The organism is Pseudomonas vancouverensis, assembly GCF_004348895.1.
GTDB classification, from domain to species: Bacteria; Pseudomonadota; Gammaproteobacteria; order Pseudomonadales; family Pseudomonadaceae; genus Aquipseudomonas; species Aquipseudomonas vancouverensis.
In genome coordinates, this window is sequence record NZ_RRZK01000032.1 from 451,562 (window position 1) to 474,229 (window position 22,668).

A 22,668-nucleotide genomic window follows, 5' to 3' on the forward strand; every position below is an offset into this window, starting at 1 on the left:
ACCCACCGTGATCCGCTGCCAGATTGCTCGACCCGATAACGATCCACTGTGCGGGCGTGCCCATGATTACCCTGAAACTCAATGGTCAAGACCATCAACTCGACGTCAGCGAGGACATGCCGCTGCTCTGGGCAATTCGCGACGTGGCCGGTTACAACGGCACCAAATTCGGCTGCGGCATGGGCCTGTGCGGGGCGTGCACCATTCATATCGAAGGCGCTCCGGCGCGCAGTTGCATTACGCCCATAGGTTCGGTCATCGGCCAGAACGTCAGCACCATCGATAACCTGCAGGCAGACCCCGTCGGCAAGGTCGTGCAACAGGCCTGGCTCGACACGGCGGTGGCCCAGTGCGGCTTCTGTCAGGGCGGGCAGATCATGTCGGCGACCGCGCTGCTCAAGATCCATCCCGAACCGAGTGACGAGCAGATCGAAGAAGCCATGGTTGGCAATATCTGCCGTTGCGGCACTTACAACCGCATCAAGAACGCCATCCATCAAGCCTCCACTCACCTGAAGGAGGCCAAGGCATGAGCTCGTTACCGAATGATTTCGCCCTGAGCAACCTCAGTCGTAGAGGTTTCCTGAAGGGTGTTGGCGCCACGGGTGCCTTGGTGCTGGCGGCGAGTTGGGGCTGGCAAGATGCATTTGCCGAAGAAAAGGAGAAAAAATTCGGCGCCGATGGCATGCCCAATGGCTGGGTCGATGATCCCAAGGTGTACGTCAGCATTGCTGCCGATGGCACGGTGACGGTGATCTGCAACCGCTCGGAAATGGGCCAGGGCGTGCGTACCAGTCTGACCATGGTGGTGGCTGATGAACTGGAAGCCGACTGGGCGATGGTCAAAGTGCGCCAGGCGCCGGGCGACGAAGTGCGCTTTGGCAATCAGGACACCGACGGATCGCGCAGCATGCGCCAATGGTACGAACCGATGCGCCGCTGTGGAGCGGCAGCGCGGGCCATGCTGGAACAGGCCGCGGCTGACCAGTGGAAAGTCTCGGTAGGCGAGTGCCATGCGCAACTGCATAAAGTCGTGCACAAACCCTCGGGCAGGGAACTGGGCTACGGAGCGCTTGCCGCGGCTGCCAGCGCGCTGGCGGTACCGGCACGGGACAGCCTCAGGCTTAAGCAACCGTCGGAATTCCGTTACATCGGCAAGGAAGGTACCCGGGCCATCGACGGTGACGACATCGTCAACGGCCGCGCCGTGTACGGTGCTGATGTGCATCTGGATGGCATGCTGTACGCCACCATCGCGCGGCCGACCGTGTACGGTGGCACGGTGAAAAGCTTTGATGCCAGTGCGGCCATGAAAGTCCCGGGGGTGGTCAAGGTCGTGCAGATCGAAAGCCGTCCGTTGCCTTCGGAGTTTCAGCCTTTGGGCGGGATTGCCGTGGTGGCGAGCAATACCTGGGCGGCGATCAAGGGGCGCGAGGCCCTGAAAATCGAATGGGATGACGGTCCCAACGCCAGTTACGATTCGATTGCCTATCGCAAGGAACTGGAAGCCGCCTCGCTCAAACCCGGCAAGGTCGTGCGCAACACCGGCAACATTGACGAAGCCATGGGCAGCGCCGACAGCACACTGGAGGCGTCCTATTACTTGCCGCACTTGTCCCAGTCGCCGATGGAGCCGATGGTCGCCATCGCCCGTTTCAAGGATGGTGTCTGTGAAGCCTGGGGACCGAGTCAGGCGCCTCAGGTCACCCGTGAACGGATCGCTGAACGTCTCGGCCTGCCGTTCGACAACGTGACCTTCAACGTTACCCTGCTGGGCGGCGGTTTCGGCCGCAAGTCCAAGCCCGACTTCATTATCGAGTCGGCCATTCTCGCCAAGGAATTCCCCGGCAAAGCGGTGCGGGTGCAATGGACCCGTGAAGACGACATCCACTGTTCCTACTTCCATACCGTGTCGGCGGAATACCTCAAGGCCGGCCTGAACAAGGATGGCTTGCCGTCCGGCTGGTTGCACCGCACGGTGGCGCCGAGCATCACCGCACTGTTCGCGCCGGGCATGAACCACGAAGCCGCCTTCGAGCTGGGCATGGGCTTCACCAACATGGCCTATGCGATACCCAACATTCGCCTGGAAAACCCCGAAGCCACGGTGCACACGCGGGTCGGTTGGTATCGTTCGGTGTCGAACATCCCCCATGGTTTCGCGATCCAGAGCTTTGTCGATGAGCTGGCCCACAAGGCTGGAGTCGACCCGCTCAAGTATCAGATCAAACTGCTCGGCCCGGACCGCCAGATCGATCCGCGCACCTTGAGTGAAGAGTGGAACTACGGCGAATCCCCCGAGCGCTATCCCATCGATACGGCACGCTTGCGTACGGTGCTGGAGACCGCCGCCAAAGCCGCCGGATGGGGGCGCGAGCTGCCCAAGGGCCGCGGCCTAGGCCTGGCGGTGCACTACAGCTTCGTGACTTACGTGGCGGCGGTGATCGAAGTGGAGGTCAAGGACGACGGTACGCTGATCGTGCACAAGGCGGATATAGCCGTCGACTGCGGGCCGCAGATCAACCCCGAGCGGATTCGCGCACAGTTCGAAGGTGCCTGCGTCATGGGCCTGGGCAACGCGGTATGGGGTGAAATCAGCTTCAAGGACGGCAAGGTCCAGCAGGACAACTTCCACATGTACGAGGTGGCGCGCATGTCGCTGGCACCGAAAGAGGTCGCCGTGCACCTGGTAACGCCACCGGGCAATGTGCCCTTGGGCGGTGTCGGTGAACCGGGTGTGCCGCCGATTGCGCCGGCGTTGTGCAATGCCATTTTTGCGGCAACTGGCCAGCGCATCCGCAGTCTGCCGGTGCGTTATCAGTTGTCCGGCTGGCAGAAGGCGAGCGCCTGATGGACAGCGCGGACCTCAACGTCCTGCGCAGCGTCCTGCAATGGCGTCTCGCGGGGCAGCGGGTGATGCTGTACAGCGTGGTCGAAACCTGGGGCACCGCGCCTCGCGCGCCCGGGGCCATGCTGGCCTTGCGCGAAGACGGCGTGGTGATTGGTTCCGTCTCGGGCGGCTGCGTGGAGGATGACTTGATTGCGCGCCTGCACGATGGCCGCATTCCGCCTGATGGGCCGCCCGTGCAGTTGATCACTTATGGCGTGACCCGCGATGAGGCCGCGCGTTTCGGCCTGCCTTGTGGCGGAACCCTGCGGTTGACCGAGGAGCGCGTAGACGATGCGGCGTGGGTCGCTGATCTGCTGTCGCGCTGCGAAGCGCATGAAATTATCGCCCGTGAGTTAAACCTCGCAACCGGCGAGGTGATTCTGCGCAGCGCCACAAAGGCCGATGTGCTGACATTCGATGGGCAGACGTTGCGGGCCATTTACGGTCCGCGCTGGCGATTGCTGTTGATCGGAGCCGGGCAGCTGTCGCGCTATGTGGCGGAAATGGCCCGCCTGCTGGATTTTGAAGTGCTGATCTGCGATCCGCGAACTGAGTTCGTCTACGGCTGGGAAGAGCAGCACGGACGTTTTGTGTCGGGGATGCCCGATGAAGCCGTGTTGAGCATTCAGACCGATGAGCGTACGGCCATCGTCGCCCTGACCCATGACCCGCGCCTGGACGACATGGCATTGCTCACGGCACTGGACTCCAGAGCGTTTTACGTCGGCGCGCTGGGTTCGCGGGTCAACAGCCGCAAGCGTCGGGAGAATCTGGCCCTGCTGGGTTTGTCACAGCAGGCGATTGATCGTTTGCATGGGCCTATCGGATTGCATATCGGTAGTCATAATCCCGCAGAAATTGCCTTGTCGTTGATGGCCGAGATCGTCGCTATCAAGAATGGTGTCGAGTTGAAGCAGAAGAAACCCTCGAAGGAGCAGGCATGAAGGAGTCCATCGGCGTCGTTGTATTGGCGGCGGGGCGGGGCAGTCGTTTTCGTGAGGTTGCGGGCGACGACAAGGACAAGTTACTGGCTGACTGTACTGGCCGCGATGGGACCGTTCGATCGGTCATCGAACATACACTGGCCAATCTGCCGGCCGCCCTGGACCAGCGCGTGCTGGTGACGACCGCTGACCGTCTGCAGGTCATTCGTCTGGCCCAAGCGTATGGTTGCGAGATTGTGCTGATTGAATCGACCGGAATGGGCGACAGCATCTGCGCCGGTGTCACGGCCTGTGCGCAGCTTGATGGCTGGCTGATGGTGCTGGGTGATATGCCGTTTATTTCGCCGTCCAGTATTGAACAGGTGGTGGCAGGCATTACTGAGGATTGCATCAGCGTACCTGTGCAGAACGGTGATTTTGGTCATCCGGTCGGGTTTGGCCGCAACTTTGCAACAGGGTTGAAGGCTTTATCGGGAGATCGTGGGGCGAAGCCGTTGTTTTCGCAGGGGCGGGTGGTTGAAGTCGCCGTGGAGGATCCAGGCGTGTTGTGGGATGTGGATGTGCCGCAGGCATTGAGTTTCAGTATCGTCTGACTGCTCTGAGCAGGTCTGATCTCTTGTGGGATCGGCGTGGATTCACAGGTATAAAAAAAGCCCCGCCTGGATCACCAGGCGGGGCTTTTTAGTGGCCGATGGAATCAGACGAGAGGTTTAGGCTCGTGTTCTTTTTCCAGGGCTTGCTCGTGTTGCTGTACCGCTTCCTGAACGGAGCGTGGTGCTTCTTCGATAACCGATTCAACAACCACTTCAGCTGCAGGAGCAGGTTCGGCAGCTACAACCGTTTCAACCGAAGCCGCAGCGGCAGCCAGTTCGGCTTCCTTCTGCAGGCGCTCTTCTTCACGCTTGCGACGACGCACTTCACGTGGGTCGTTAGGGGCGCGACCGCTTGGCGTCAGGGCGCTGACAGGCGCCGCTTCAACCACCGGTGCAGCAGGCGCAGGTGCCGGTGCAGCAACCGGTGCTTCAACCACTGGCGCTTCAACGACAGGCGTCGGAGCAGGTTCAGCCGCTGCAACCACTGGCTCGGAGACCATGGCTTCAGCCACTGGCGCTTCAACGACCGGCGCTGGAGTTTCAGCAACGGCTGGCTCGGCAACCCAGTTGAACGCGGTTTGCTCTTCGCGAACCTCACGAACGGTTTCAGTCACGGACTCAACCACGGCTTCTGCCGCAGCAGGTGCTTCAACCACTGGCGCTGGCTCGACCACCGCTTCAGCCACAGTTTGTGCCTGAGGTGCCGGGGCGATTTCGACTTCCGGTGCAGCAACTACTTCCACTGGAGTGGTCGATTCGACCACTGGCGCTTCAACCGGAGCAGCTTCCAGTGCCGCAGTGGCACGTTCGGCTTGCTCATTGGCCTGGGCTTCAGCCGGTGCGCTGATTACAGTGCTGGCAACGGCAGCAGTCACAGCCAGGCCAGCAGCCAGTTCGGCGGTGGTCGGTGCTTCAGCGTTTTCGCCAGACTCGGACTCTTCCGAACCTTCGATCACGTTGCCGTTGGCGTCACGCTGACGCTCACGACGGTTGCTGCGACGACGCTGACCACGGGAACGGCGGCGTGGGCGGTCGCCTTCGGCGCCTTCCTGACCTTCTTCCTGCAGTTGCTCTTCGTTGCTGGTCAGTTCTTCTTCAGCCGCTGCAGCAGCGGCTTGTTCGGCACGTGGCTGACGCTCTTCACGCGGTGGGCGCGGCGCGCGCTCTTCGCGTGGCTGGCGAGCTGGACGCTCTTCAGTGGTTGCGGCAGCAGCGGCAGCGGCGGCTACCGGAGCGGCATCCAGAGGCTCACGCAGTTCACGCACGCGTTCTTCACGCTCGCCACGAGGCTTGCGGTCTTCACGCGGGGCGCGCGGGGCACGTTCTTCACGCGGTGCGCGTGGTGCACGTTCTTCGCGGGCGACTGCTGGGGTTTCTTCGCGGGTCTCGCGAGGCTCGCGGACTTCACGTGGCTGACGCTCTTCACGCGGCTCGCGTGGTGCGCGTTCCTCACGCGGTGCACGCTCTTCACGTGGCTTGCGCTCTTCATCGCGGCGACCGTTACGGTTGCGGCTCTGCTGACGACCGTTGCGGCGCTCTTCGTTGCGCGCTGGACGCTCGGTGGTGGCAGGCTTTTCAACCACAACCGGTGCAACAGGCTCTTCCTTGCTGGCGAACAGGCTGACCAGCGACTTCACCAGGCCCTTGAACAGGCTTGGCTCTGGCGCGGCGGCCGGTGCGGCAACCGGAGCGGCGACTTCGGTCGGAACCGGAGCGTTGGCGCGAGCAGGTGCAGTCTTGACCGCAGCTTCCTGGCGAACCAGGGTGCGGGTCGCAGCGGCTGGCTGGACTTCTTCCACTTCGGCAGCGGCAGCGGCGATTTCGTAGCTGGACTGGTTGGTGGCCGCTTCCGGGCTGTCGTCACGCAGACGCTGCACTTCGAAGTGTGGGGTTTCGAGGTGATCGTTCGGCAGGATGACGATGCGGGCGCGGGTGCGCAGTTCGATCTTGGTGATCGAGTTGCGTTTTTCGTTGAGCAGGAACGCAGCGACCGGGATCGGCACTTGTGCACGAACTTCGGCGGTGCGGTCTTTCAGGGCTTCTTCTTCGATCAGGCGCAGGATCGCCAGGGACAGCGATTCAACGTCACGGATGATGCCGGTGCCGTTGCAACGCGGGCAGACGATGCCGCTGCTTTCGCCCAGGGACGGGCGCAGGCGCTGACGGGACATTTCCAGCAGGCCGAAGCGCGAGATGCGACCGACTTGCACACGGGCGCGGTCGGCTTCCAGGCATTCGCGGACTTTTTCTTCCACGGCGCGCTGGTTCTTGGCAGGGGTCATGTCGATGAAGTCGATGACGATCAGGCCGCCGATGTCGCGCAGGCGCAACTGACGGGCGATCTCTTCGGCCGCTTCAAGGTTGGTCTGCAGCGCGGTTTCTTCGATGTCGCTGCCTTTGGTCGCACGCGCCGAGTTGATGTCGATGGACACCAGGGCTTCGGTCGGGTCGATCACGATGGAGCCGCCGGAAGGCAGTTCGACGACGCGCTGGAAAGCGGTTTCGATCTGGCTTTCGATCTGGAAACGGTTGAACAGCGGAACGCTGTCTTCGTACAGCTTGATCTTGCTGGCGTACTGCGGCATCACCTGGCGGATGAAGGTCAGGGCTTCGTCCTGGGCTTCAACGCTGTCGATCAGCACTTCGCCGATGTCCTGGCGCAGGTAATCGCGGATAGCGCGGATGATCACGTTGCTTTCCTGGTAGATCAGGAATGGCGCGGCGCGATCCAGCGAGGCTTCCTTGATGGCGGTCCACAGTTGCAGCAGGTAGTCGAGGTCCCACTGCATTTCTTCGCTGCTGCGGCCCAGGCCGGCAGTGCGCACGATCAGGCCCATGTCGGCTGGGGCTACCAGGCCGTTCAGGGCTTCACGCAGTTCGTTGCGCTCTTCGCCTTCGATACGACGCGAGATGCCACCCGCACGCGGGTTGTTCGGCATCAGCACCAGGTAACGACCGGCCAGGCTGATGAAGGTGGTCAGGGCGGCGCCCTTGTTGCCACGTTCTTCTTTTTCGACCTGAACGATGACTTCCTGGCCTTCGCTCAGGACGTCCTTGATGTTGACGCGGCCTTCGGGGGCTTTCTTGAAGTATTCGCGGGAGATTTCTTTGAGGGGCAGGAAGCCGTGGCGCTCGGAGCCGAAATCGACAAAGGCAGCCTCAAGGCTTGGTTCGATGCGAGTAATCCGGCCTTTATAGATGTTGGCCTTCTTCTGCTCGCGTGCACCGGATTCGATGTCCAGGTCGTAGAGGCGTTGGCCATCTACCAGTGCAACACGCAACTCTTCGGGTTGAGTTGCGTTAATCAGCATTCTTTTCATGTAGTACCGTCGGTTTCCGGGCTGCCGGAAACGGCGTTCGGCACACACGACTTCTCACGGTCGGTGTCAGGTGCGTCGGGAGTGGTTGGCCATTCCCGTGTCCAGCGAAGTCGGGCCAATGTGGGCCGTTATCGCGACGTACGCGTCCTGCTTGCTGTGGCTACTTAAGCACTCAGTCAGGAGGAGGAATCAACCAGCGGCTGTGGACGAGATGAAGCGTCTTGATAAAGCCTATTGCTACACAGTCCAGCGGTTGTGCATCTCCACCCTACACGTATCCCTGATAATTCGGGTGCTGCCGCGCGCAGAATCCGCAGCGGGTTGGCATTTACCGTGAGCTCCGAAAGGGGAAGTCACGCATCATGGCTAATTTAGGCGTTGTTTCCGAAGCTTTCGCTCGGGGTCATTTGCAGCTGACTGCACTTTGTGAACTGGCCGTGAATATAGGCTCGAAAAACGAGTCAAAACTCTGTTTTGCGGCTTGATTCAGGCCTCATGTCACCTGCGCTTGTTACAGCTGAAAACTCCACCGTTACGTAGCGAAAGCCCCGTAGGACGGCCTCGCGTCCTGGTGAATTGCGTTGGTCAGGGCCGGTTTTTGACCGTTACTCCGCTGTCCAGGCCGCTTTTGGCGGCGTTCGCGACTATAGCAGCAATGATTAAGTGCTTCAATTCCATAAAAAATTGTTATCATCCGCGCCATGACGACGACTACCCCCCCGACTCCAGGCGTACAACTGCTTGAGGTCTCGCCGGAATATGCCGGCCAACGCATAGACAATTTCCTCCTCGCCCGGCTCAAAGGCGTGCCCAAGACCTTGATTTACCGCATTTTGCGTAAAGGCGAAGTGCGCGTGAACAAAGGCCGGATCAAGCCCGAATACAAGCTGCAGGCCGGCGATATCGTGCGCGTGCCGCCGGTTCGCGTGCCTGAGCGTGACGAGCCGGTGCCGCTGGCACAAGGCCTCCTTCAGCGCCTCGAAGCGTCGATCGTGTATGAAGACAAGGCGCTGATCGTGATCAACAAGCCTTGCGGTATCGCCGTTCATGGCGGTAGCGGCTTGAATTACGGCGTGATCGAAGCCTTTCGTCAGTTGCGTCCCGATTGCAAGGAGCTGGAACTGGTTCACCGCCTCGACCGTGACACCTCCGGCCTGCTGATGATCGCCAAGAAGCGCAGCATGCTGCGCCACCTTCACTCGGCCTTGCGCGGCGATGGCGTCGACAAGCGCTACATGGCGCTGGTTCGCGGCAATTGGGCGTCCTCGATCAAGCAGGTGCGAGCGGCGCTCGGCAAGAGCAATCTGCGCTCCGGTGAGCGCATGGTCGAGGTCGATGAGGAGGAGGGCAAGGAGTCGGTGACCGTGTTCAAGGTCCTGCGCCGTTTCGGCGACTTTGCCACCCTGGTCGAAGCCAAGCCGATCACCGGCCGGACCCACCAGATTCGTGTCCACACCTTGCACGCCGGTCACTGCATTGCCGGTGATACCAAGTACGGCGATGACGATTTCAGCAAGGAAATTCGTGATCTGGGCGGCAAGCGCCTGTTCCTGCACGCCTACATGCTGACTGTGCCGCTGCCCGACGGCGGCGAACTGAAGTTGCAGGCTCCGGTCGACGAAATGTGGGCCAAGACCGTGGAGCGATTGAGTGCGCCCATCTGATTACAAACTGCTGATTTTCGATTGGGACGGCACCCTGGCCGATTCCATTGGTCGGATTGTCGAGGCGATGCACGTGGCCTCCGAGCGCTCCGGCTTTGCATTGCGCGATGATTTTGCCGTCAAAGGCATCATTGGCCTGGGGCTGCCAGAGGCGATCCGTACCTTGTACCCCGAGATCACCGATCCAGAGCTGCTGGCGTTTCGTGATTTCTATGCCGAGCACTACATCGCTGCCGAAGCGGTGCCTTCGCCGCTGTTCGAAGGAGTGCTCGAGTCAATGGAGGCGTTTCGTGCCGAGGGTTATCACCTGGCCGTAGCGACCGGCAAGGCGCGTCGGGGGCTTGATCGCGTATTGAAGGCCCATGGCTGGGAAAATTACTTCGATATCACCCGGGCGGCCGATGAAACGGCGAGCAAGCCTCATCCGCTGATGCTTGAGCAGATACTGGCGCACTGCGAAGTGCGTCCTGAGCAGGCGTTGATGGTGGGTGATTCGTCGTTTGATTTGCAGATGGCGCGCAATGCCGGCATGGGCTCGGTAGCGGTCAGTTATGGCGCGCAATCCATCGATGCGTTGAAGCTGTTCGGGCCGCAATTGTCCATCGATCATTTTTCAGAATTGCATGCCTGGCTGCGTCAGCGGGTTTAACCGGTTGTTTTTAGGGTGGATGGCATGACCGACGAATGGAAGGCGCCCGCGAAGGCGAGCGCAGAGAGCGGTGACGACAAGAGTTGGAAGCTGCTGGAGAAGACCCTGCTGGCCAGTGTCCAGGAGCAGCGTCGGTCCCGTCGTTGGGGGATCTTCTTCAAGCTGCTGACGTTCGTGTACCTGTTTGGCGCGCTGCTGCTGTTTTCGCCGCTGATGGACATGGAAAAAGCGGCTACTCGCAGCGCCCATTACACGGCGTTGATCGATGTGACCGGCATGATCGCCGACAAGGAGCCTGCCAGCGCGGACAACATCGTCGGCAGCCTGCGTGCGGCCTTCGAGGACGATAAGGTCAAGGGCATCATCCTGCGCATCAATAGCCCTGGCGGCAGTCCGGTGCAGTCGGGTTACGTGTATGACGAAATACGCCGCCTGCGCGGCTTGCATCCGGACACCAAGGTCTATGCGGTGATTTCCGACCTGGGTGCTTCTGGTGCGTACTACATTGCCAGTGCGGCAGACCAGATCTATGCCGACAAGGCCAGCCTGGTCGGTTCCATTGGGGTGACGGCGGCCGGATACGGTTTTGTCGGCACCATGGAGAAGTTGGGCGTCGAGCGCCGGACCTACACCTCCGGCGAGCACAAGGCATTCCTTGATCCGTTCCAGCCACAGAAGCCGGATGAAACCGCGTTCTGGCAGGGTGTGCTTGATACCACCCATCAGCAGTTCATCAACAGCGTCAAGCAGGGTCGTGGTGATCGCCTGAAGGACAAGGAGCATCCGGAGTTGTTCTCCGGTCTGGTCTGGTCTGGTGAGCAGGCGCTGCCGCTGGGTCTGATCGACGGGTTGGGCAATGCCAGCTCGGTGGCTCGCGATGTGGTGGGCGAGAAGGAAATTGTCGACTTTACCGTGCAGGAATCACCTTTCGATCGTTTCTCGAAAAAACTCGGTGCCAGCGTGGCCGAACATTTGGCAATGTGGATGGGCTTTAATGGCCCTTCTTTGCGCTGATCGTCTGGGGTAACAAAAAACCGGCCTGATTGGCCGGTTTTTTGTTGGGTGTTCAGGGGATCTGGATGCCTTCGATTAGCAACATGTCGATCAACCGAATCAGCGGCAGCCCGATCAGGCTGGTCGCATCCGGCCCTTCCGTGCTGCGGAACAGGCAAACCCCCAGGCCTTCGGCCTTGAAGCTGCCGGCGCAATCGTAGGGCTGTTCGGCGCGCAGGTAGCGTTCAATGCTGTTAGCGTCCAGGGTGCGCATGTGTACGGTAAAGGGTACGCAGTCGACCTGGCACTCCCCGGTCTGGCTGTTGAGCAGGGCCAGGCCGGTCAAGAAGGTTACGCTGTTGCCGCTGGCGGTCAGCAGTTGTTCCCGGGCCTTTTCGAAGGTGTGCGGTTTGCCGATAATCTTCTCGCCGAGCACGGCCACCTGGTCGGAGCCGACTATCAGATGAGCGGTATGGGTACCGGCCAATGCACGTGCCTTCTGTTCGGCGAGGCGCTTGACCAGGTCGACGGCGGATTCGCCAGGGCGATGGCTTTCGTCGATATCCGGCGAACTGCAGGTGAAAGGCAGCTGCAAGCGGTTCAGCAATTCCCGGCGATAGACCGAGCTGGAAGCAAGTATTAAAGGCAGCATGGGCAACTCCAGAAGGCAGGCGCGAATTCTAGCGGGGCTTCCAAGTGACGGACAGGGCTGAATTTCCTTTGACATGGGCGGGTGCATCCCTATAATGCTGCGCCTATGTTGAATGACCCGATTCCACCTCACGTTGACCCGCGCAAATTGGCTGACCGTGGCACCACCCTTCAAGGTGAAATGCTGCTGGCCGATTTGGAGAGACTCTGCGACCCGCTTTCCGACAATGTCGGTACGGTGCAGGCTAAATTCGTTTTTGAACGAGATGAACGTAAATCTGTGGTCATCCACAGCTTTATCGACACTGAAGTCAAAATGGTTTGCCAGCGTTGTCTTGAGCTGGTCACCCTGCCGATCCATAGCGAATGCAGTTACGCTGTGGTGAAGGAGGGTGCGAATACCCAGTCGTTGCCGAAAGGTTATGACGTGCTGGAACTGGGCGAAGATCCTTTGGATCTGCAGTCACTGATCGAGGAGGAGCTTCTGCTCGCCTTGCCCATTGTGCCTGCTCATCATCCGGAAGAATGCCAGCAGCCGGCGGGAGCAGATGAGCCCGAACCGAGCGAGGACGAGGTAACGCGGTCCAACCCGTTCAGTGTATTGGCGCAGTTAAAGCGTGACCCAAACGTTTAGGAGTTAATCAATTATGGCTGTTCAGCAGAACAAAAAATCCCGCTCTGCCCGTGACATGCGCCGTTCGCACGACGCTCTCGAGGCTAGCACCCTGTCTGTAGAAAAAACCACTGGTGAAGTTCACCTGCGTCACCACGTATCGCCAGAAGGCGTATACCGTGGCCGTAAAGTGATCGACAAGGGCGCTGACGAGTAATCACTTGTCCGCTCAAGTCATCGCGATTGACGCAATGGGCGGGGACTTCGGTCCCCGCAGCATTGTCCAGGCTTGTTTCGCTTGCCTGTCTGCTACGCCCTCGCTGCACCTGACCCTCGTCGGTCAACCCTCCCTACTTGAAGAACTGATCGCTGGCCAATCGGCTGTGGATCGCGCGCGCCTGTCGATTGCTCCGGCGAGCGAAGTCATCACCATGGATGAAAAACCGGCCCAGGCCCTGCGCGGCAAGCCCGATTCTTCGATGCGTGTCGCGCTTGAGCTGCTGCGCGATGGCAAGGTTCAGGCTTGCGTCAGTGCCGGCAATACTGGCGCGTTGATGGCGTTGTCCCGCTTCGTGCTGAAAACCCTGCCAGGGATCGACCGGCCGGCCATGGTGGCGGCCATCCCGACCCAGAAGGGTTACTGCCAGTTGCTGGACCTGGGCGCAAACGTCGATTGCAGCGCCGAGCACTTGCTGCAATTTGCGGTGATGGGCTCGGTTGCAGCGCAAACCCTGGGCATTGCTCGTCCGCGGGTGGCGCTGCTGAATATCGGCACCGAAGACATCAAGGGCAATCAGCAGGTCAAGCTGGCGGCGACCTTGTTGCAAAATGCGCGTGGCATCAACTACATCGGCTTCGTCGAAGGCGACGGTTTGTACCGTGGTGAAGCCGATGTGGTGGTCTGTGACGGTTTTGTCGGCAACATCCTGCTCAAGTCCAGCGAAGGGCTGGCGACCATGATCGCCGGGCGCATCGAAGCCTTGTTCAAGCAAAATGTTGCCTCGCGCATGGTCGGCGCATTGGCCCTGCCTTTGATGAAGCGCCTGCAGGCCGATCTGGCGCCTGCCCGACACAACGGTGCGAGCTTTCTGGGACTGCAGGGCATTGTCGTGAAAAGTCACGGTTCGGCCGGTGTCCAGGGCTTTCAGAGCGCCATTCAGCGCGCCTTGATCGAGATTCAGGAGAATCTGCCCGAGCGCCTTCACGGTCGTCTGGAGGATTTGTTGCTTTAGGCGTTTTCGTCGGACAATGCTTAAATGTGACCGCTCAGTTCATTGGGCCATCCAACTGTCAGTTTCTTGTGTCCCCCAAGCGGGACGCCAATTCTCCGACGACAAGATCATTAGGGGCTTGTTACATGTCTGCTTCCCTCGCATTCGTCTTTCCAGGACAAGGTTCGCAGTCCCTCGGCATGTTGGCCGAGTTGGGCGCGGAACATCCGATTGTCCTCGAAACATTCAAAGAAGCTTCCGATGCGCTCGGTTACGACCTGTGGGCATTGACCCAGCAGGGGCCGGAAGAGCAGCTCAATCAAACCGATAAAACCCAACCGGCCATCCTGACCGCTTCGATCGCCCTGTGGCGTCTGTGGCTGGCAGAGGGCGGCGCCCGCCCGGCATTTGTCGCCGGTCATAGCCTGGGTGAGTACAGTGCACTGGTTGCTGCTGGCAGCCTGAGCCTGGCTGACGCGGTCAAGCTGGTGGAAACCCGTGGCAAACTGATGCAGGAAGCCGTTCCGGCCGGGCAGGGCGGTATGGCTGCGATCCTCGGTCTGGACGATGCCGACGTCGTCGCAGCCTGTGCTGAAGCAGCGCAGGGCGAAGTGGTTAGCGCGGTGAACTTCAACTCGCCAGGCCAGGTGGTGATCGCCGGTGCCAAGGCCGCCGTCGAGCGTGCCATTGAAGGTTGCAAGGCCCGTGGCGCCAAGCGCGCCATGCCATTGCCGGTCAGCGTGCCATCGCACTGCGAACTGATGCGCCCGGCTGCCGAGCGTTTTGCCGAATCGATCGCCGCCATTGACTGGCAGGCTCCGCAGATTCCTGTGGTGCAGAACGTCAGCGCTGATGTGCCGGCGGATCTGCAAACCCTCAAGCGTGATCTGCTTGAGCAGCTTTACAAACCCGTGCGCTGGGTTGAATCGGTCCAGGCGCTGGCTGCCAAGGGCGCTACCCAACTGGTTGAGTGCGGCCCGGGTAAAGTGCTGGCCGGCCTGAACAAGCGTTGCGCTGAAGGCGTATCGACATCCAACCTCAACACCCCAGACGCTTTCGCTGCCGCCCGTGCAGCGTTGGCCTGAATCAGGAGAAACTTGCATGAGTCTGCAAGGTAAAGTTGCACTGGTCACCGGTGCAAGCCGCGGTATTGGCCAGGCTATCGCATTGGAACTGGGTCGTCAGGGCGCCATCGTCGTCGGTACGGCGACCTCTGCCTCGGGTGCCGAGCGTATTGCTGCGACCCTGAAGGAACACGGCGTACAAGGCACCGGTCTTGAACTCAATGTCACCAGTGACGAGTCCGTTGCAGCAGTGCTGGCGAGCATTCAGGAACAGTTCGGTGCACCGGCGATCCTGGTCAACAATGCCGGTATCACCCGCGATAACCTGATGATGCGTATGAAAGACGACGAGTGGCATGACGTCGTCGATACCAACCTGAACAGTCTGTTCCGCCTGTCCAAGGGCGTTTTGCGTGGTATGACCAAGGCGCGTTGGGGTCGAATTATCAGTATTGGTTCGGTTGTGGGTGCCATGGGCAACGCAGGCCAAGTAAACTACGCTGCCGCCAAGGCCGGTCTGGAAGGTTTCAGCCGTGCACTGGCGCGTGAAGTCGGTTCGCGTTCGATTACGGTAAACTCGGTGGCCCCTGGGTTCATCGATACCGATATGACCCGTGAACTGCCTGAGGCACAGCGTGAAGCCTTGCAGACGCAGATTCCGCTGGGTCGTCTGGGGCAAGCTCAAGAGATCGCGTCCGTGGTCGCTTTTCTTGCATCCGACGGTGCGGCATACGTGACCGGGGCTACAATCCCGGTGAACGGCGGGATGTACATGTAATTCAAATGTGACGGATTGCTTCAAAAAAATGTCATACGAGCTGTCTAAAATCCGTTATAAAGCTGCAATCTATTTATAGGCAGAGGGTCACCGGGTTCGAGGAGTGAAGCTTTCAGTTGAAAAGCTGAAAAGCCTTTCTATACACTTACCCACTGGCCAGCTGCCTGAATTTGTCCATTAGGAGTGAAAACAAGGTATGAGCACCATCGAAGAGCGCGTCAAGAAAATCGTTGCTGAGCAACTGGGCGTTAAAGAAGAAGAAGTGGTCAACACTGCTTCCTTCGTTGAAGACCTGGGTGCCGACTCCCTTGACACCGTTGAGCTGGTGATGGCTCTGGAAGAGGAATTCGAGACCGAAATCCCTGACGAAGAAGCTGAGAAGATCACTACCGTACAAGCTGCAATCGACTACGTTACTAGCCACCAGGCGTAATAGTTTGTAATCGTTGCTCGCTGTCATGGAAAAACCGCACTGCCATCATGGCGTGCGGTTTTTTCTTTAGGCCTGATGCAAAAGTCGTCATTTGAAAAAAGGAGAGTGCTGTGTCGCGTAGACGCGTCGTAGTCACCGGTATGGGTATGTTGTCGCCACTGGGCACCGATGTGCCGAGCAGTTGGCAGGGCATTCTGGCTGGCCGCAGTGGCATTGGTCTGATCGAACACACCGACCTTTCTGCCTATTCCACCCGTTTTGGCGGCTCGGTAAAGGGCTTCAATGTCGAGGAATACCTGTCGGTCAAGGAAGCTCGCAAGCTCGACCTGTTCATTCAGTACGGTCTGGCCGCAGGTTTTCAGGCAGTCCGCAACGCCGGTCTGGAAGTCACTGACGCCAACCGTGAGCGTATCGGCGTGGCCATGGGTTCAGGTATTGGCGGTCTGACCAATATCGAAGAAACCAGCCGCACCCTGCATGAGACGGGCCCACGACGGATTTCTCCGTTCTTCGTGCCAGGCTCGATCATCAATATGATTTCCGGCTTCCTGTCCATCCACCTGGGTGTGCAGGGGCCTAACTACGCCATTGCTACAGCGTGCACTACGGGTACGCACTGCATTGGCATGGCTGCCCGCAATATCATGTACGACGAAGCCGACGTGATGATTGCCGGTGGCGCCGAGATGGCCGCCTGCGGCCTGGGCATGGGCGGCTTCGGTGCCTCCCGCGCCCTGTCGACCCGAAACGACGAGCCAACCCGCGCCAGCCGTCCATGGGACAAGGGTCGCGATGGCTTTGTGTTGTCCGATGGTGCAGGTGCGTTGGTGCTTGAAGAGCTCGAGCATGCCAAGGCGCGCGGTGCGACCATTTATGCCGAGCTGATCGGCTTCGGCACCAGTGGTGACGCGTTCCACATGACCTCGCCACCCGCCGATGGCGCCGGTGCAGCGCGTTGCATCACCAATGCCTTGCGCGATGCGAAGATCAACAGCGATCAGGTGCAGTACATCAACGCCCACGGCACTTCGACCCCGGCTGGCGACCTCGCCGAAGCCTGCGCGATCAAGTCGGTGTTCGGTGACCACGCCTACAAGCTGGCCGTCAGCTCGACCAAGTCGATGACCGGTCATTTGCTGGGGGCAGCCGGTGCAGTCGAGGCGATCTTCAGCGTGCTGGCAATCAACAGTCAGGTAGCCCCTCCGACCATCAACCTCGATGAGCCGGACGAAGGCTGCGACCTCGATTTTGTGCCGCACACCGCGCGTAACATGGACATCGATGTGGTGGTCTCCAACTCCTTCGGTTTTGGCGGTACCAACGGCTCGCTGGTGTTCCGCCGGTTCGCAGGCTGATGGACAGCTGGGTCGACGGTCAGCCGGCTGATGTTCTGTCGCTGAAAGATCGCGGCCTGGCGTATGGCGATGGTCTGTTCGAGACCATCGCTGTGCGCGATGGCGTTCCAGCCCTGCTGGCTCGCCATCTGGTGCGTTTGACCAAGGGTTGCCAGCGACTCTCGATCAACCTTGACCATGGCGCCATGGTCACGGAATTGACGGACTATGCCGCGCAGCTGGATAACGGTGTGCTCAAGCTGGTCGTGACGCGGGGCGACAGCCAGCGCGGCTATGCTTTTGATCCGGCCGCCCAGGCCCGGCGCATTCTTTCCGGCAATCCTCCTGCGGCTTATCCTGCGACTCATGCCGAGCAGGGCATTCGTTTGTTCCCCTGCACGACACGACTGTCCACTCAGCCATTACTGGCCGGACTCAAGCACCTGAACCGTCTCGAGCAGGTCCTGGCCCGAGCGGAATGGCAAGACACGGAACATGCCGAAGGCCTGATGCTCGATCAGGAAGGGCGGGTGGTCGAAGGTGTCTTCAGCAATCTGTTCCTGGTGCGCGACGGTGTGCTGACAACGGCGCAACTCGACCGCTGCGGCGTAGCCGGGGTCATGCGCGAAGAGATTTTGTTTCAAGCCGAGTCACTGGGAATCCCCACACAAATAACCGACATTTCTTTGGGCCAGTTGCAACAGGCTGATGAGGTTTTTGTCTGCAACAGCGTGTATGGCATTTGGCCCGTGCGCGCCTATGCTGCGTTTAGCTGGCCGGTTGGACCGCTCACCCGTAAACTCCAATCCATTGCCCGTGCACTACTGGATGCTTGATACGTGAGACGTAAACTCTTGCTGCTGCTGGAAACCGGACTGGTTCTGGCGGGGCTGCTGTTGGGTGCTTCCGCCTGGAAGATTCATTCGGCGCTGGTACAGCCGCTGAATGTCACCCAGGAACAATTGCTGGATGTGCCAAAAGGCACCACGCCGACCCGCACCTTCTACCGACTTGAAGCCAAGGGCGTCATCAAGGATGCGTTCTGGTTGCGTGTGTATTGGCGCTTCAATCTTGCCAGGCAACCGTTGCACAGCGGTGAATACCGCATGCAGCCGGGCATGACCGTTGAAGGGCTGATCGATCTGTGGAAACGCGGAGAAATGGTCCAGTACAGCCTGACCCTGGTCGAAGGCTGGAACTTCCGTCAGGTTCGCGCAGCGCTGGCCAAGGACGAAAAGCTTGAGCAGACGCTGGCCGGCCTGAGCGATACCCAGGTCATGGACAAGCTTGGCCATGCCGGGATATTCCCCGAAGGTCGGTTCTTCCCTGATACCTATCGTTTCGTGCGCGGCATGTCCGACGTCGAGCTGTTGAAAATTGCCTACGACCGCCTCGACGAAGTGCTCGCCAAGGAATGGGAAGAGCGCTCGGCAGACGCACCTTACACCGACCCCTATCAAGCGCTGATCATGGCGTCGCTGGTGGAAAAGGAAACCGGTGTGCCCCAGGAGCGCGGGCAGATTGCCGGCGTGTTTGTGCGACGCATGTCGATGGGCATGTTGCTGCAGACCGATCCGACGGTGATCTACGGCCTTGGCGAGCGCTACAGCGGCAAGCTGACCCGCGCTCATCTCAAGGAAGCCAACCCTTACAACACCTACATGAATGCGGGCCTGCCGCCGACCCCGATTGCCATGGTCGGTCGCGAGGCGATTCATGCCGCCCTCAATCCGGTAGCGGGCAACAGCCTGTATTTTGTCGCCCGTGGCGACGGCAGCCATGTGTTCTCTGATGACCTGGATGCGCACAACAATGCGGTGCGCGAATTCCAGCTCAAGCGGCGCGCGGATTACCGTTCCAGCCCGGCACCGATGACGGCACCCGAGGCACCTGCTGCAAGCGATGTGCAGGAAGCCAAGGCACCAGAGGCGCAAACGCCGATTCCGGCGGCCTCACCGAACACCGCCCCGGAAGCCGTGCCCCAGGTGCCTGCGCAAGAGCCGGCCCCCGCGCCTGAAGCCCCGGCGCCTGAGGCGAAAGCCCCGCAAAACCCGCAATGACTTTGACTAAGGACTGCCTGTGACTGGCTTGTTTATTACGCTGGAAGGCCCGGAAGGCGCCGGCAAAAGCACCAACCGTGAATACCTGGCCGAGCGTTTGCGCGCTGCCGGTATCGAGGTGGTGCTAACCCGCGAACCGGGCGGCACGCCACTGGCCGAACGCATTCGAGAAGTGCTGTTGGCGCCGAACGATGAAGTCATGAATTCCGACACTGAGTTGTTGCTGGTGTTTGCCGCGCGTGCCCAGCACCTGGCCGAAGTGATACGTCCGGCGCTGGCTCGCGGTGCGGTGGTGCTATGTGATCGTTTTACCGCAATGCTAGTTTCTCTTTGGTTGGTAGGTAAACTTTTTTCGTTTCACCTTTCCAAACTTCTGAAAAACCGCTTTGAAGCTTGAGCACCCGTGAATATTGGGTCTCCAGCCGATGACTTGAGTTCTGCTGTCTTATTTATAGCTTCCACTAGATCCGAAACGTAAACAAGCCCCTTTTTCAAATATTTTTCAGCATTTTGTAAACCCAATTGCTCTCGCAATTCCGATCATCCCCCCTTCCTTAAAATGGTGCCACGCCAAAACCCCCGTAATTGCTGGGTTTCAGGGTTTACGTTTTCCAATTTTTTACCGCCATGTTGAATCCAGTTTCTGTCTCCAAAGCTAATTTTTTGCAGCGAACAAGGGCATTGGATATTGATGTGATGATTGAGCTCGCACGTTTAGCATCCTGCTGGGGAGCGCCACGCACTCACGTGGCCAACCCGGATGTTTTGTGCTTTCTCGATCCAGCGCAGACGACCAAAACGATCAAAGTAATGCGAGCGCCCCCTCAAGAGTGATAGCGCTTTGCGATCATGTTTATAGTGCTGTTATGTTGGCGCTGATTGAAAACTGACCCACCCTGCCGATTGAAAATTGACCCAGGGCGGATTGCTGATTTTGTCCCAGCAATTGTGGATAAGCTTAGCAGTAGTGTTCTGGTTGAAGACGCATCGGGCCCCACCGCATGCAGGCATGCGGCAGGGTGTTTATGGTGCAGATCAAAACGGTTCATCGTCCTCGATACCATCTTCCTCCTTGCGCTTTCGCTCACGCGACTTGATCTTTGTCTGGGCGGCCAAGGTGCTGTGTTGCAGGCGGTAGGACTCGTTGCCCGTTTCGACGATGTGGCAGTGGTGTGTCAGCCGATCTAGCAACGCAGTGGTCATCTTGGCGTCGCCAAACACACTCGACCATTCCGAGAAGCTGAGGTTGGTGGTGATGACCGCGCTGGTGTGTTCGTACAGTTTTGAAAGCAGGTGAAATAACAGCGCGCCACCACTCTGGCTGAAGGGCAAATACCCAAGCTCATCGAGTATCACCAGGTCTGTTCGAAGCAGTCCTTGGGCAATTCGGCCTGCCTTGCCATCGTACTTTTCACGCTCCAGCAGATTGACGAGATCCACCGTGGAGAAGAACCGTACTCGTTTGTTATGAGTAGTGATTCCGGACACGGCCAAGGCACTGGCCAGGTGTGTTTTTCCGGTTCCAGGCCCACCGATGAAAACTACATTTTGCGCAGTCTCCGTAAATTCAAGGCTGGATAACTCCTTGACCAGACGGGCATCAGCGCTGGAAGCGCTGAAGTCAAAGCCAGCTAAATCACGGTGCATGGGGAGCTTTGCCATGTTCATCTGATGATTCACAGAGCGCACGGCGCGATCTGCCTGCTCCTGTTGGAGCAGATGTTCAAGCAGCCATTTCGAGGATGCCGTCGAAGCTTCTCTCTGGGCCGCCAGCTCTTCCCAAGCCTGCGCCATGCCATGCAGACGCAGTTCTTTAAGTTCTGCCATCAAGTCACGCATTGCGGCTCTCCTCATCTGTTGTACGGAGTTGGTCATATCGGGCCGTGTTGGCAACGGGAGCCACCTTGAGTTGCAGGCTGGTTTCTACGGAAGGAGGCGGTGCAGTAGCGGTGAGCCGGGCGAGAACATTTAAGATGTGATCGGCGCTCAGACTTCCCGACTCAAGCACCAGCTCTACCGCTACCAGCACCGGGTCGAGACCGGCGATGGGCACCGCAGCCAGCACTTGCGTCATGATTCGATCACCGTTGCTGTGACGTCTGAGGCCCCGTTTGAGAAGCCGCAACGGATTGGGTAGATCGGCAAACGGTGCGCCATTGCGCAGTGCACCCGGCTTGCGCTCGATGAGTGGGATGTAATGCTGCCAGTCAAAACTGACCTGATCTCGATCAAAGAGGCGCTCGTGGCTGGCGATCATCGTGTCATCGGCGATGACCACGATCCGAGAAGGATACAGACGGCTGCTGACCCACTGGCCGACTCGCTCACAAGGCACCGAATAGCGATTTCGCGCCACACTGATCAGGCAGGTGCTGGAGACCCGTACCGTGCGCTCGACATAGCCATCAAAGGCCGTCGGCATCGGCATCATTTCGATCCGTTCCAGCTCCAAAGCCTCCGCCACCGTTAGTCCGTTGTACTGTGGATGCAGCAGCTCGCTCCAAAGCGCACGACAGCGTTGGCCGAGCCAGGCATTCAGCTCCTCGAAGGTGTGGAACATGCAGTTTTGAGCGTCAAGCCAAATGCGCCGTCGACTGTCTTGAACGTTCTTCTCGACAATGCCCTTTTCCCAGCCAGAGGCGACGTTGCAGAAATCCGGATCGAACAGGTAGTGCGCGCACATCACGGCAAACCGTGCATTGACCGTGCGGCCCTTGCCTTTGTTGACCTTGTCGACAGCCGTTTTCATGTTGTCGTAGATGCCGCGACGCGGCACGCCACCCAACGCTCCGAACGAGCGTGTATGGGCATCGAACAGCATCTCGTGACCTTGGCTAGGGTAGGCAACCAACCAGAATGCGCGACTGGCGCACAGCTTCATGTGGGAAACCTGGATGCGTCGGAACAGGCCGCCGATCAGCAATCCTTCTTCGCTCCAGTCAAATTGAAAGGCTTCACCGAGCGCAAACGTCAGCGGCACAAAAGCGCGTAAAGACTTGCCTTGCTCACCTCGCCACGAGCGTACAAACGCCGTGAGCTGGCTATAGCCGCCGTCATAACCCTCGGCCTTGATCTGCTCGAAAAGTGCTTTGGCGCTTCTGCGGTTGTGCTTTGCCCGGAACGAATCGGCTTTCAGCGCCTGTTCCAGCGTGTCGTGGAATGGGCTGAGTTTGTTGAAGGTCGCGCACCGCTGGTACGCCGGCTGAGTGGCTTCGGGCGCTCTGACCCATTTTCGGATGGTGTTTCTCGACAGCCCGGTACGCTTGGCTATCTGGTGCAGCGAGAGCTTGTCGCGGAAGTACATCCGCCGGATTTTTCCCAACATTTCCATGCTGATCACCCTGTGTTCTCCTGCTCGGAAAGTGAGCAGAAGCAGTTGAACACCTGGGTCAGTTTTCAGTCGGCAGGACAGCCTTTACTGGGTCAGTTTTCGGTCAGCGGCAACAGACATACAGGTAATAGAGGGGCGTT

20 protein-coding genes and 1 pseudogene are annotated in these 22,668 nt (G+C 59.4%); 17 read left to right on the forward strand and 4 right to left on the reverse strand.

The window, feature by feature from the left end; all coding sequences use genetic code 11:
• Window positions 1–62 precede the first annotated feature (62 nt).
• Genes EIY72_RS26325 through EIY72_RS26340 form a run of 4 tightly spaced genes read left to right on the forward strand, consistent with a single transcriptional unit; the run spans window position 63 to window position 4,427 of the window.
• Window positions 63–533, forward strand: a complete 471-nt coding sequence (locus tag EIY72_RS26325; protein ID WP_093215616.1) for a (2Fe-2S)-binding protein — start codon at window positions 63–65, stop codon at window positions 531–533.
• On the forward strand, window positions 530–2,851 hold the full coding sequence (locus EIY72_RS26330) for a xanthine dehydrogenase family protein molybdopterin-binding subunit (RefSeq protein WP_093215620.1): 2,322 nt from the start codon (window positions 530–532) through the stop codon (window positions 2,849–2,851). Before EIY72_RS26325 ends, EIY72_RS26330 begins: the two co-directional genes overlap by 4 nt.
• Complete coding sequence (locus EIY72_RS26335) at window positions 2,851–3,834, forward strand: XdhC family protein (RefSeq protein WP_093215624.1); 984 nt, start codon at window positions 2,851–2,853, stop codon at window positions 3,832–3,834. Before EIY72_RS26330 ends, EIY72_RS26335 begins: the two co-directional genes overlap by 1 nt.
• Entirely contained in the window at window positions 3,831–4,427 is a 597-nt protein-coding gene (locus tag EIY72_RS26340) for a nucleotidyltransferase family protein (RefSeq protein ID WP_093215629.1), read from the forward strand. Before EIY72_RS26335 ends, EIY72_RS26340 begins: the two co-directional genes overlap by 4 nt.
• 104 nt (window positions 4,428–4,531) lie before the next feature.
• On the opposite strand, the gene rne is transcribed toward EIY72_RS26340, so the two are convergent.
• Window positions 4,532–7,747: a ribonuclease E gene (gene rne / locus EIY72_RS26345; RefSeq protein ID WP_093215642.1), complete on the reverse strand. Its 3,216-nt coding sequence runs from the start codon at window positions 7,745–7,747 to the stop codon at window positions 4,532–4,534.
• A gap of 701 nt (window positions 7,748–8,448) precedes the next feature.
• Here rne and rluC point away from each other — a divergent pair.
• The 3 genes from rluC to EIY72_RS26365 are packed head-to-tail and all read left to right on the forward strand — an operon-like array spanning window position 8,449 to window position 11,074.
• Window positions 8,449–9,411 carry a 23S rRNA pseudouridine(955/2504/2580) synthase RluC gene (gene rluC, locus EIY72_RS26355; RefSeq protein WP_093215647.1) on the forward strand — a complete coding sequence of 321 codons (963 nt, stop codon included), beginning with the start codon at window positions 8,449–8,451 and terminating at the stop codon, window positions 9,409–9,411.
• Window positions 9,398–10,060 (forward strand): HAD-IA family hydrolase, encoded by a 663-nt coding sequence (locus tag EIY72_RS26360; protein WP_093215651.1) that lies wholly within the window; start codon window positions 9,398–9,400, stop codon window positions 10,058–10,060. Before rluC ends, EIY72_RS26360 begins: the two co-directional genes overlap by 14 nt.
• 24 nt (window positions 10,061–10,084) lie before the next feature.
• Window positions 10,085–11,074, forward strand: a complete 990-nt coding sequence (locus EIY72_RS26365) for a S49 family peptidase (RefSeq protein ID WP_132680181.1) — start codon at window positions 10,085–10,087, stop codon at window positions 11,072–11,074.
• 52 nt (window positions 11,075–11,126) lie between these two features.
• Here EIY72_RS26365 and EIY72_RS26370 read toward each other — a convergent pair whose 3' ends face one another.
• On the reverse strand, window positions 11,127–11,705 hold the full coding sequence (locus EIY72_RS26370; RefSeq protein ID WP_093215655.1) for a Maf family protein: 579 nt from the start codon (window positions 11,703–11,705) through the stop codon (window positions 11,127–11,129).
• 105 nt (window positions 11,706–11,810) lie between these two features.
• Between EIY72_RS26370 and EIY72_RS26375 the strand changes: the two genes are divergently transcribed.
• The 10 genes and pseudogenes from EIY72_RS26375 to tmk all read left to right on the forward strand — a co-directional run.
• Window positions 11,811–12,338, forward strand: coding sequence for a YceD family protein (locus tag EIY72_RS26375; RefSeq protein WP_007942001.1), 528 nt, complete (start codon window positions 11,811–11,813; stop codon window positions 12,336–12,338).
• A gap of 13 nt (window positions 12,339–12,351) precedes the next feature.
• Entirely contained in the window at window positions 12,352–12,534 is a 183-nt protein-coding gene (gene rpmF, locus EIY72_RS26380) for a 50S ribosomal protein L32 (protein ID WP_003179396.1), read from the forward strand.
• A gap of 4 nt (window positions 12,535–12,538) precedes the next feature.
• A complete protein-coding gene (gene plsX, locus EIY72_RS26385; RefSeq protein ID WP_093215659.1) occupies window positions 12,539–13,549 on the forward strand; it encodes a phosphate acyltransferase PlsX in 1,011 nt (336 codons plus the stop codon).
• Window positions 13,550–13,674: 125 nt separating this feature from the next.
• On the forward strand, window positions 13,675–14,613 hold the full coding sequence (gene fabD, locus EIY72_RS26390; RefSeq protein WP_093215664.1) for an ACP S-malonyltransferase: 939 nt from the start codon (window positions 13,675–13,677) through the stop codon (window positions 14,611–14,613).
• Window positions 14,614–14,629: 16 nt separating this feature from the next.
• A complete protein-coding gene (gene fabG, locus EIY72_RS26395; RefSeq protein WP_093215668.1) occupies window positions 14,630–15,370 on the forward strand; it encodes a 3-oxoacyl-ACP reductase FabG in 741 nt (246 codons plus the stop codon).
• Window positions 15,371–15,566: 196 nt separating this feature from the next.
• On the forward strand, window positions 15,567–15,803 hold the full coding sequence (gene acpP / locus EIY72_RS26400) for an acyl carrier protein (RefSeq protein ID WP_003175607.1): 237 nt from the start codon (window positions 15,567–15,569) through the stop codon (window positions 15,801–15,803).
• 110 nt (window positions 15,804–15,913) lie between these two features.
• Window positions 15,914–17,158: a beta-ketoacyl-ACP synthase II gene (gene fabF, locus EIY72_RS26405; RefSeq protein WP_093215673.1), complete on the forward strand. Its 1,245-nt coding sequence runs from the start codon at window positions 15,914–15,916 to the stop codon at window positions 17,156–17,158.
• The gene (gene pabC / locus EIY72_RS26410) at window positions 17,158–17,973 is read left to right on the forward strand and encodes an aminodeoxychorismate lyase (protein WP_093215678.1); all 816 of its coding nucleotides are present in this window, start codon (window positions 17,158–17,160) and stop codon (window positions 17,971–17,973) included. The genes fabF and pabC overlap by 1 nt, the downstream gene beginning before the upstream one ends.
• A gap of 3 nt (window positions 17,974–17,976) precedes the next feature.
• Window positions 17,977–19,197: an endolytic transglycosylase MltG gene (mltG, locus tag EIY72_RS26415; protein WP_093215684.1), complete on the forward strand. Its 1,221-nt coding sequence runs from the start codon at window positions 17,977–17,979 to the stop codon at window positions 19,195–19,197.
• Between the two features lie 19 nt (window positions 19,198–19,216).
• Window positions 19,217–19,510: pseudogene (tmk, locus tag EIY72_RS26420) on the forward strand (dTMP kinase); the annotation flags it as partial.
• Between the two features lie 722 nt (window positions 19,511–20,232).
• On the opposite strand, the gene istB reads toward tmk, so the two are convergent.
• Together istB and istA are read right to left on the reverse strand one after the other, a co-directional pair.
• On the reverse strand, window positions 20,233–21,036 hold the full coding sequence (istB, locus tag EIY72_RS26425) for an IS21-like element helper ATPase IstB (protein WP_093215689.1): 804 nt from the start codon (window positions 21,034–21,036) through the stop codon (window positions 20,233–20,235).
• Window positions 21,029–22,528, reverse strand: coding sequence for an IS21 family transposase (gene istA, locus EIY72_RS26430; RefSeq protein WP_132680184.1), 1,500 nt, complete (start codon window positions 22,526–22,528; stop codon window positions 21,029–21,031). Before istA ends, istB begins: the two co-directional genes overlap by 8 nt.
• Window positions 22,529–22,668: the final 140 nt, after the last annotated feature.

Coding starts and splice junctions, on each gene's coding strand:
- istA (WP_132680184.1), bottom strand. CDS start 22,528: ATGGAAATGTTGGGAAAAATCCGGCGGATGTACTTCCGCGACAAGCTC.
- EIY72_RS26325 (WP_093215616.1), top strand. CDS start 63: ATGATTACCCTGAAACTCAATGGTCAAGACCATCAACTCGACGTCAGC.
- rluC (WP_093215647.1), top strand. CDS start 8,449: ATGACGACGACTACCCCCCCGACTCCAGGCGTACAACTGCTTGAGGTC.
- EIY72_RS26375 (WP_007942001.1), top strand. CDS start 11,811: ATGTTGAATGACCCGATTCCACCTCACGTTGACCCGCGCAAATTGGCT.
- fabD (WP_093215664.1), top strand. CDS start 13,675: ATGTCTGCTTCCCTCGCATTCGTCTTTCCAGGACAAGGTTCGCAGTCC.
- fabG (WP_093215668.1), top strand. CDS start 14,630: ATGAGTCTGCAAGGTAAAGTTGCACTGGTCACCGGTGCAAGCCGCGGT.
- EIY72_RS26370 (WP_093215655.1), bottom strand. CDS start 11,705: ATGCTGCCTTTAATACTTGCTTCCAGCTCGGTCTATCGCCGGGAATTG.
- acpP (WP_003175607.1), top strand. CDS start 15,567: ATGAGCACCATCGAAGAGCGCGTCAAGAAAATCGTTGCTGAGCAACTG.
- EIY72_RS26330 (WP_093215620.1), top strand. CDS start 530: ATGAGCTCGTTACCGAATGATTTCGCCCTGAGCAACCTCAGTCGTAGA.
- EIY72_RS26365 (WP_132680181.1), top strand. CDS start 10,085: ATGACCGACGAATGGAAGGCGCCCGCGAAGGCGAGCGCAGAGAGCGGT.
- istB (WP_093215689.1), bottom strand. CDS start 21,036: ATGCGTGACTTGATGGCAGAACTTAAAGAACTGCGTCTGCATGGCATG.
- EIY72_RS26335 (WP_093215624.1), top strand. CDS start 2,851: ATGGACAGCGCGGACCTCAACGTCCTGCGCAGCGTCCTGCAATGGCGT.
- EIY72_RS26340 (WP_093215629.1), top strand. CDS start 3,831: ATGAAGGAGTCCATCGGCGTCGTTGTATTGGCGGCGGGGCGGGGCAGT.
- rne (WP_093215642.1), bottom strand. CDS start 7,747: ATGAAAAGAATGCTGATTAACGCAACTCAACCCGAAGAGTTGCGTGTT.
- pabC (WP_093215678.1), top strand. CDS start 17,158: ATGGACAGCTGGGTCGACGGTCAGCCGGCTGATGTTCTGTCGCTGAAA.
- rpmF (WP_003179396.1), top strand. CDS start 12,352: ATGGCTGTTCAGCAGAACAAAAAATCCCGCTCTGCCCGTGACATGCGC.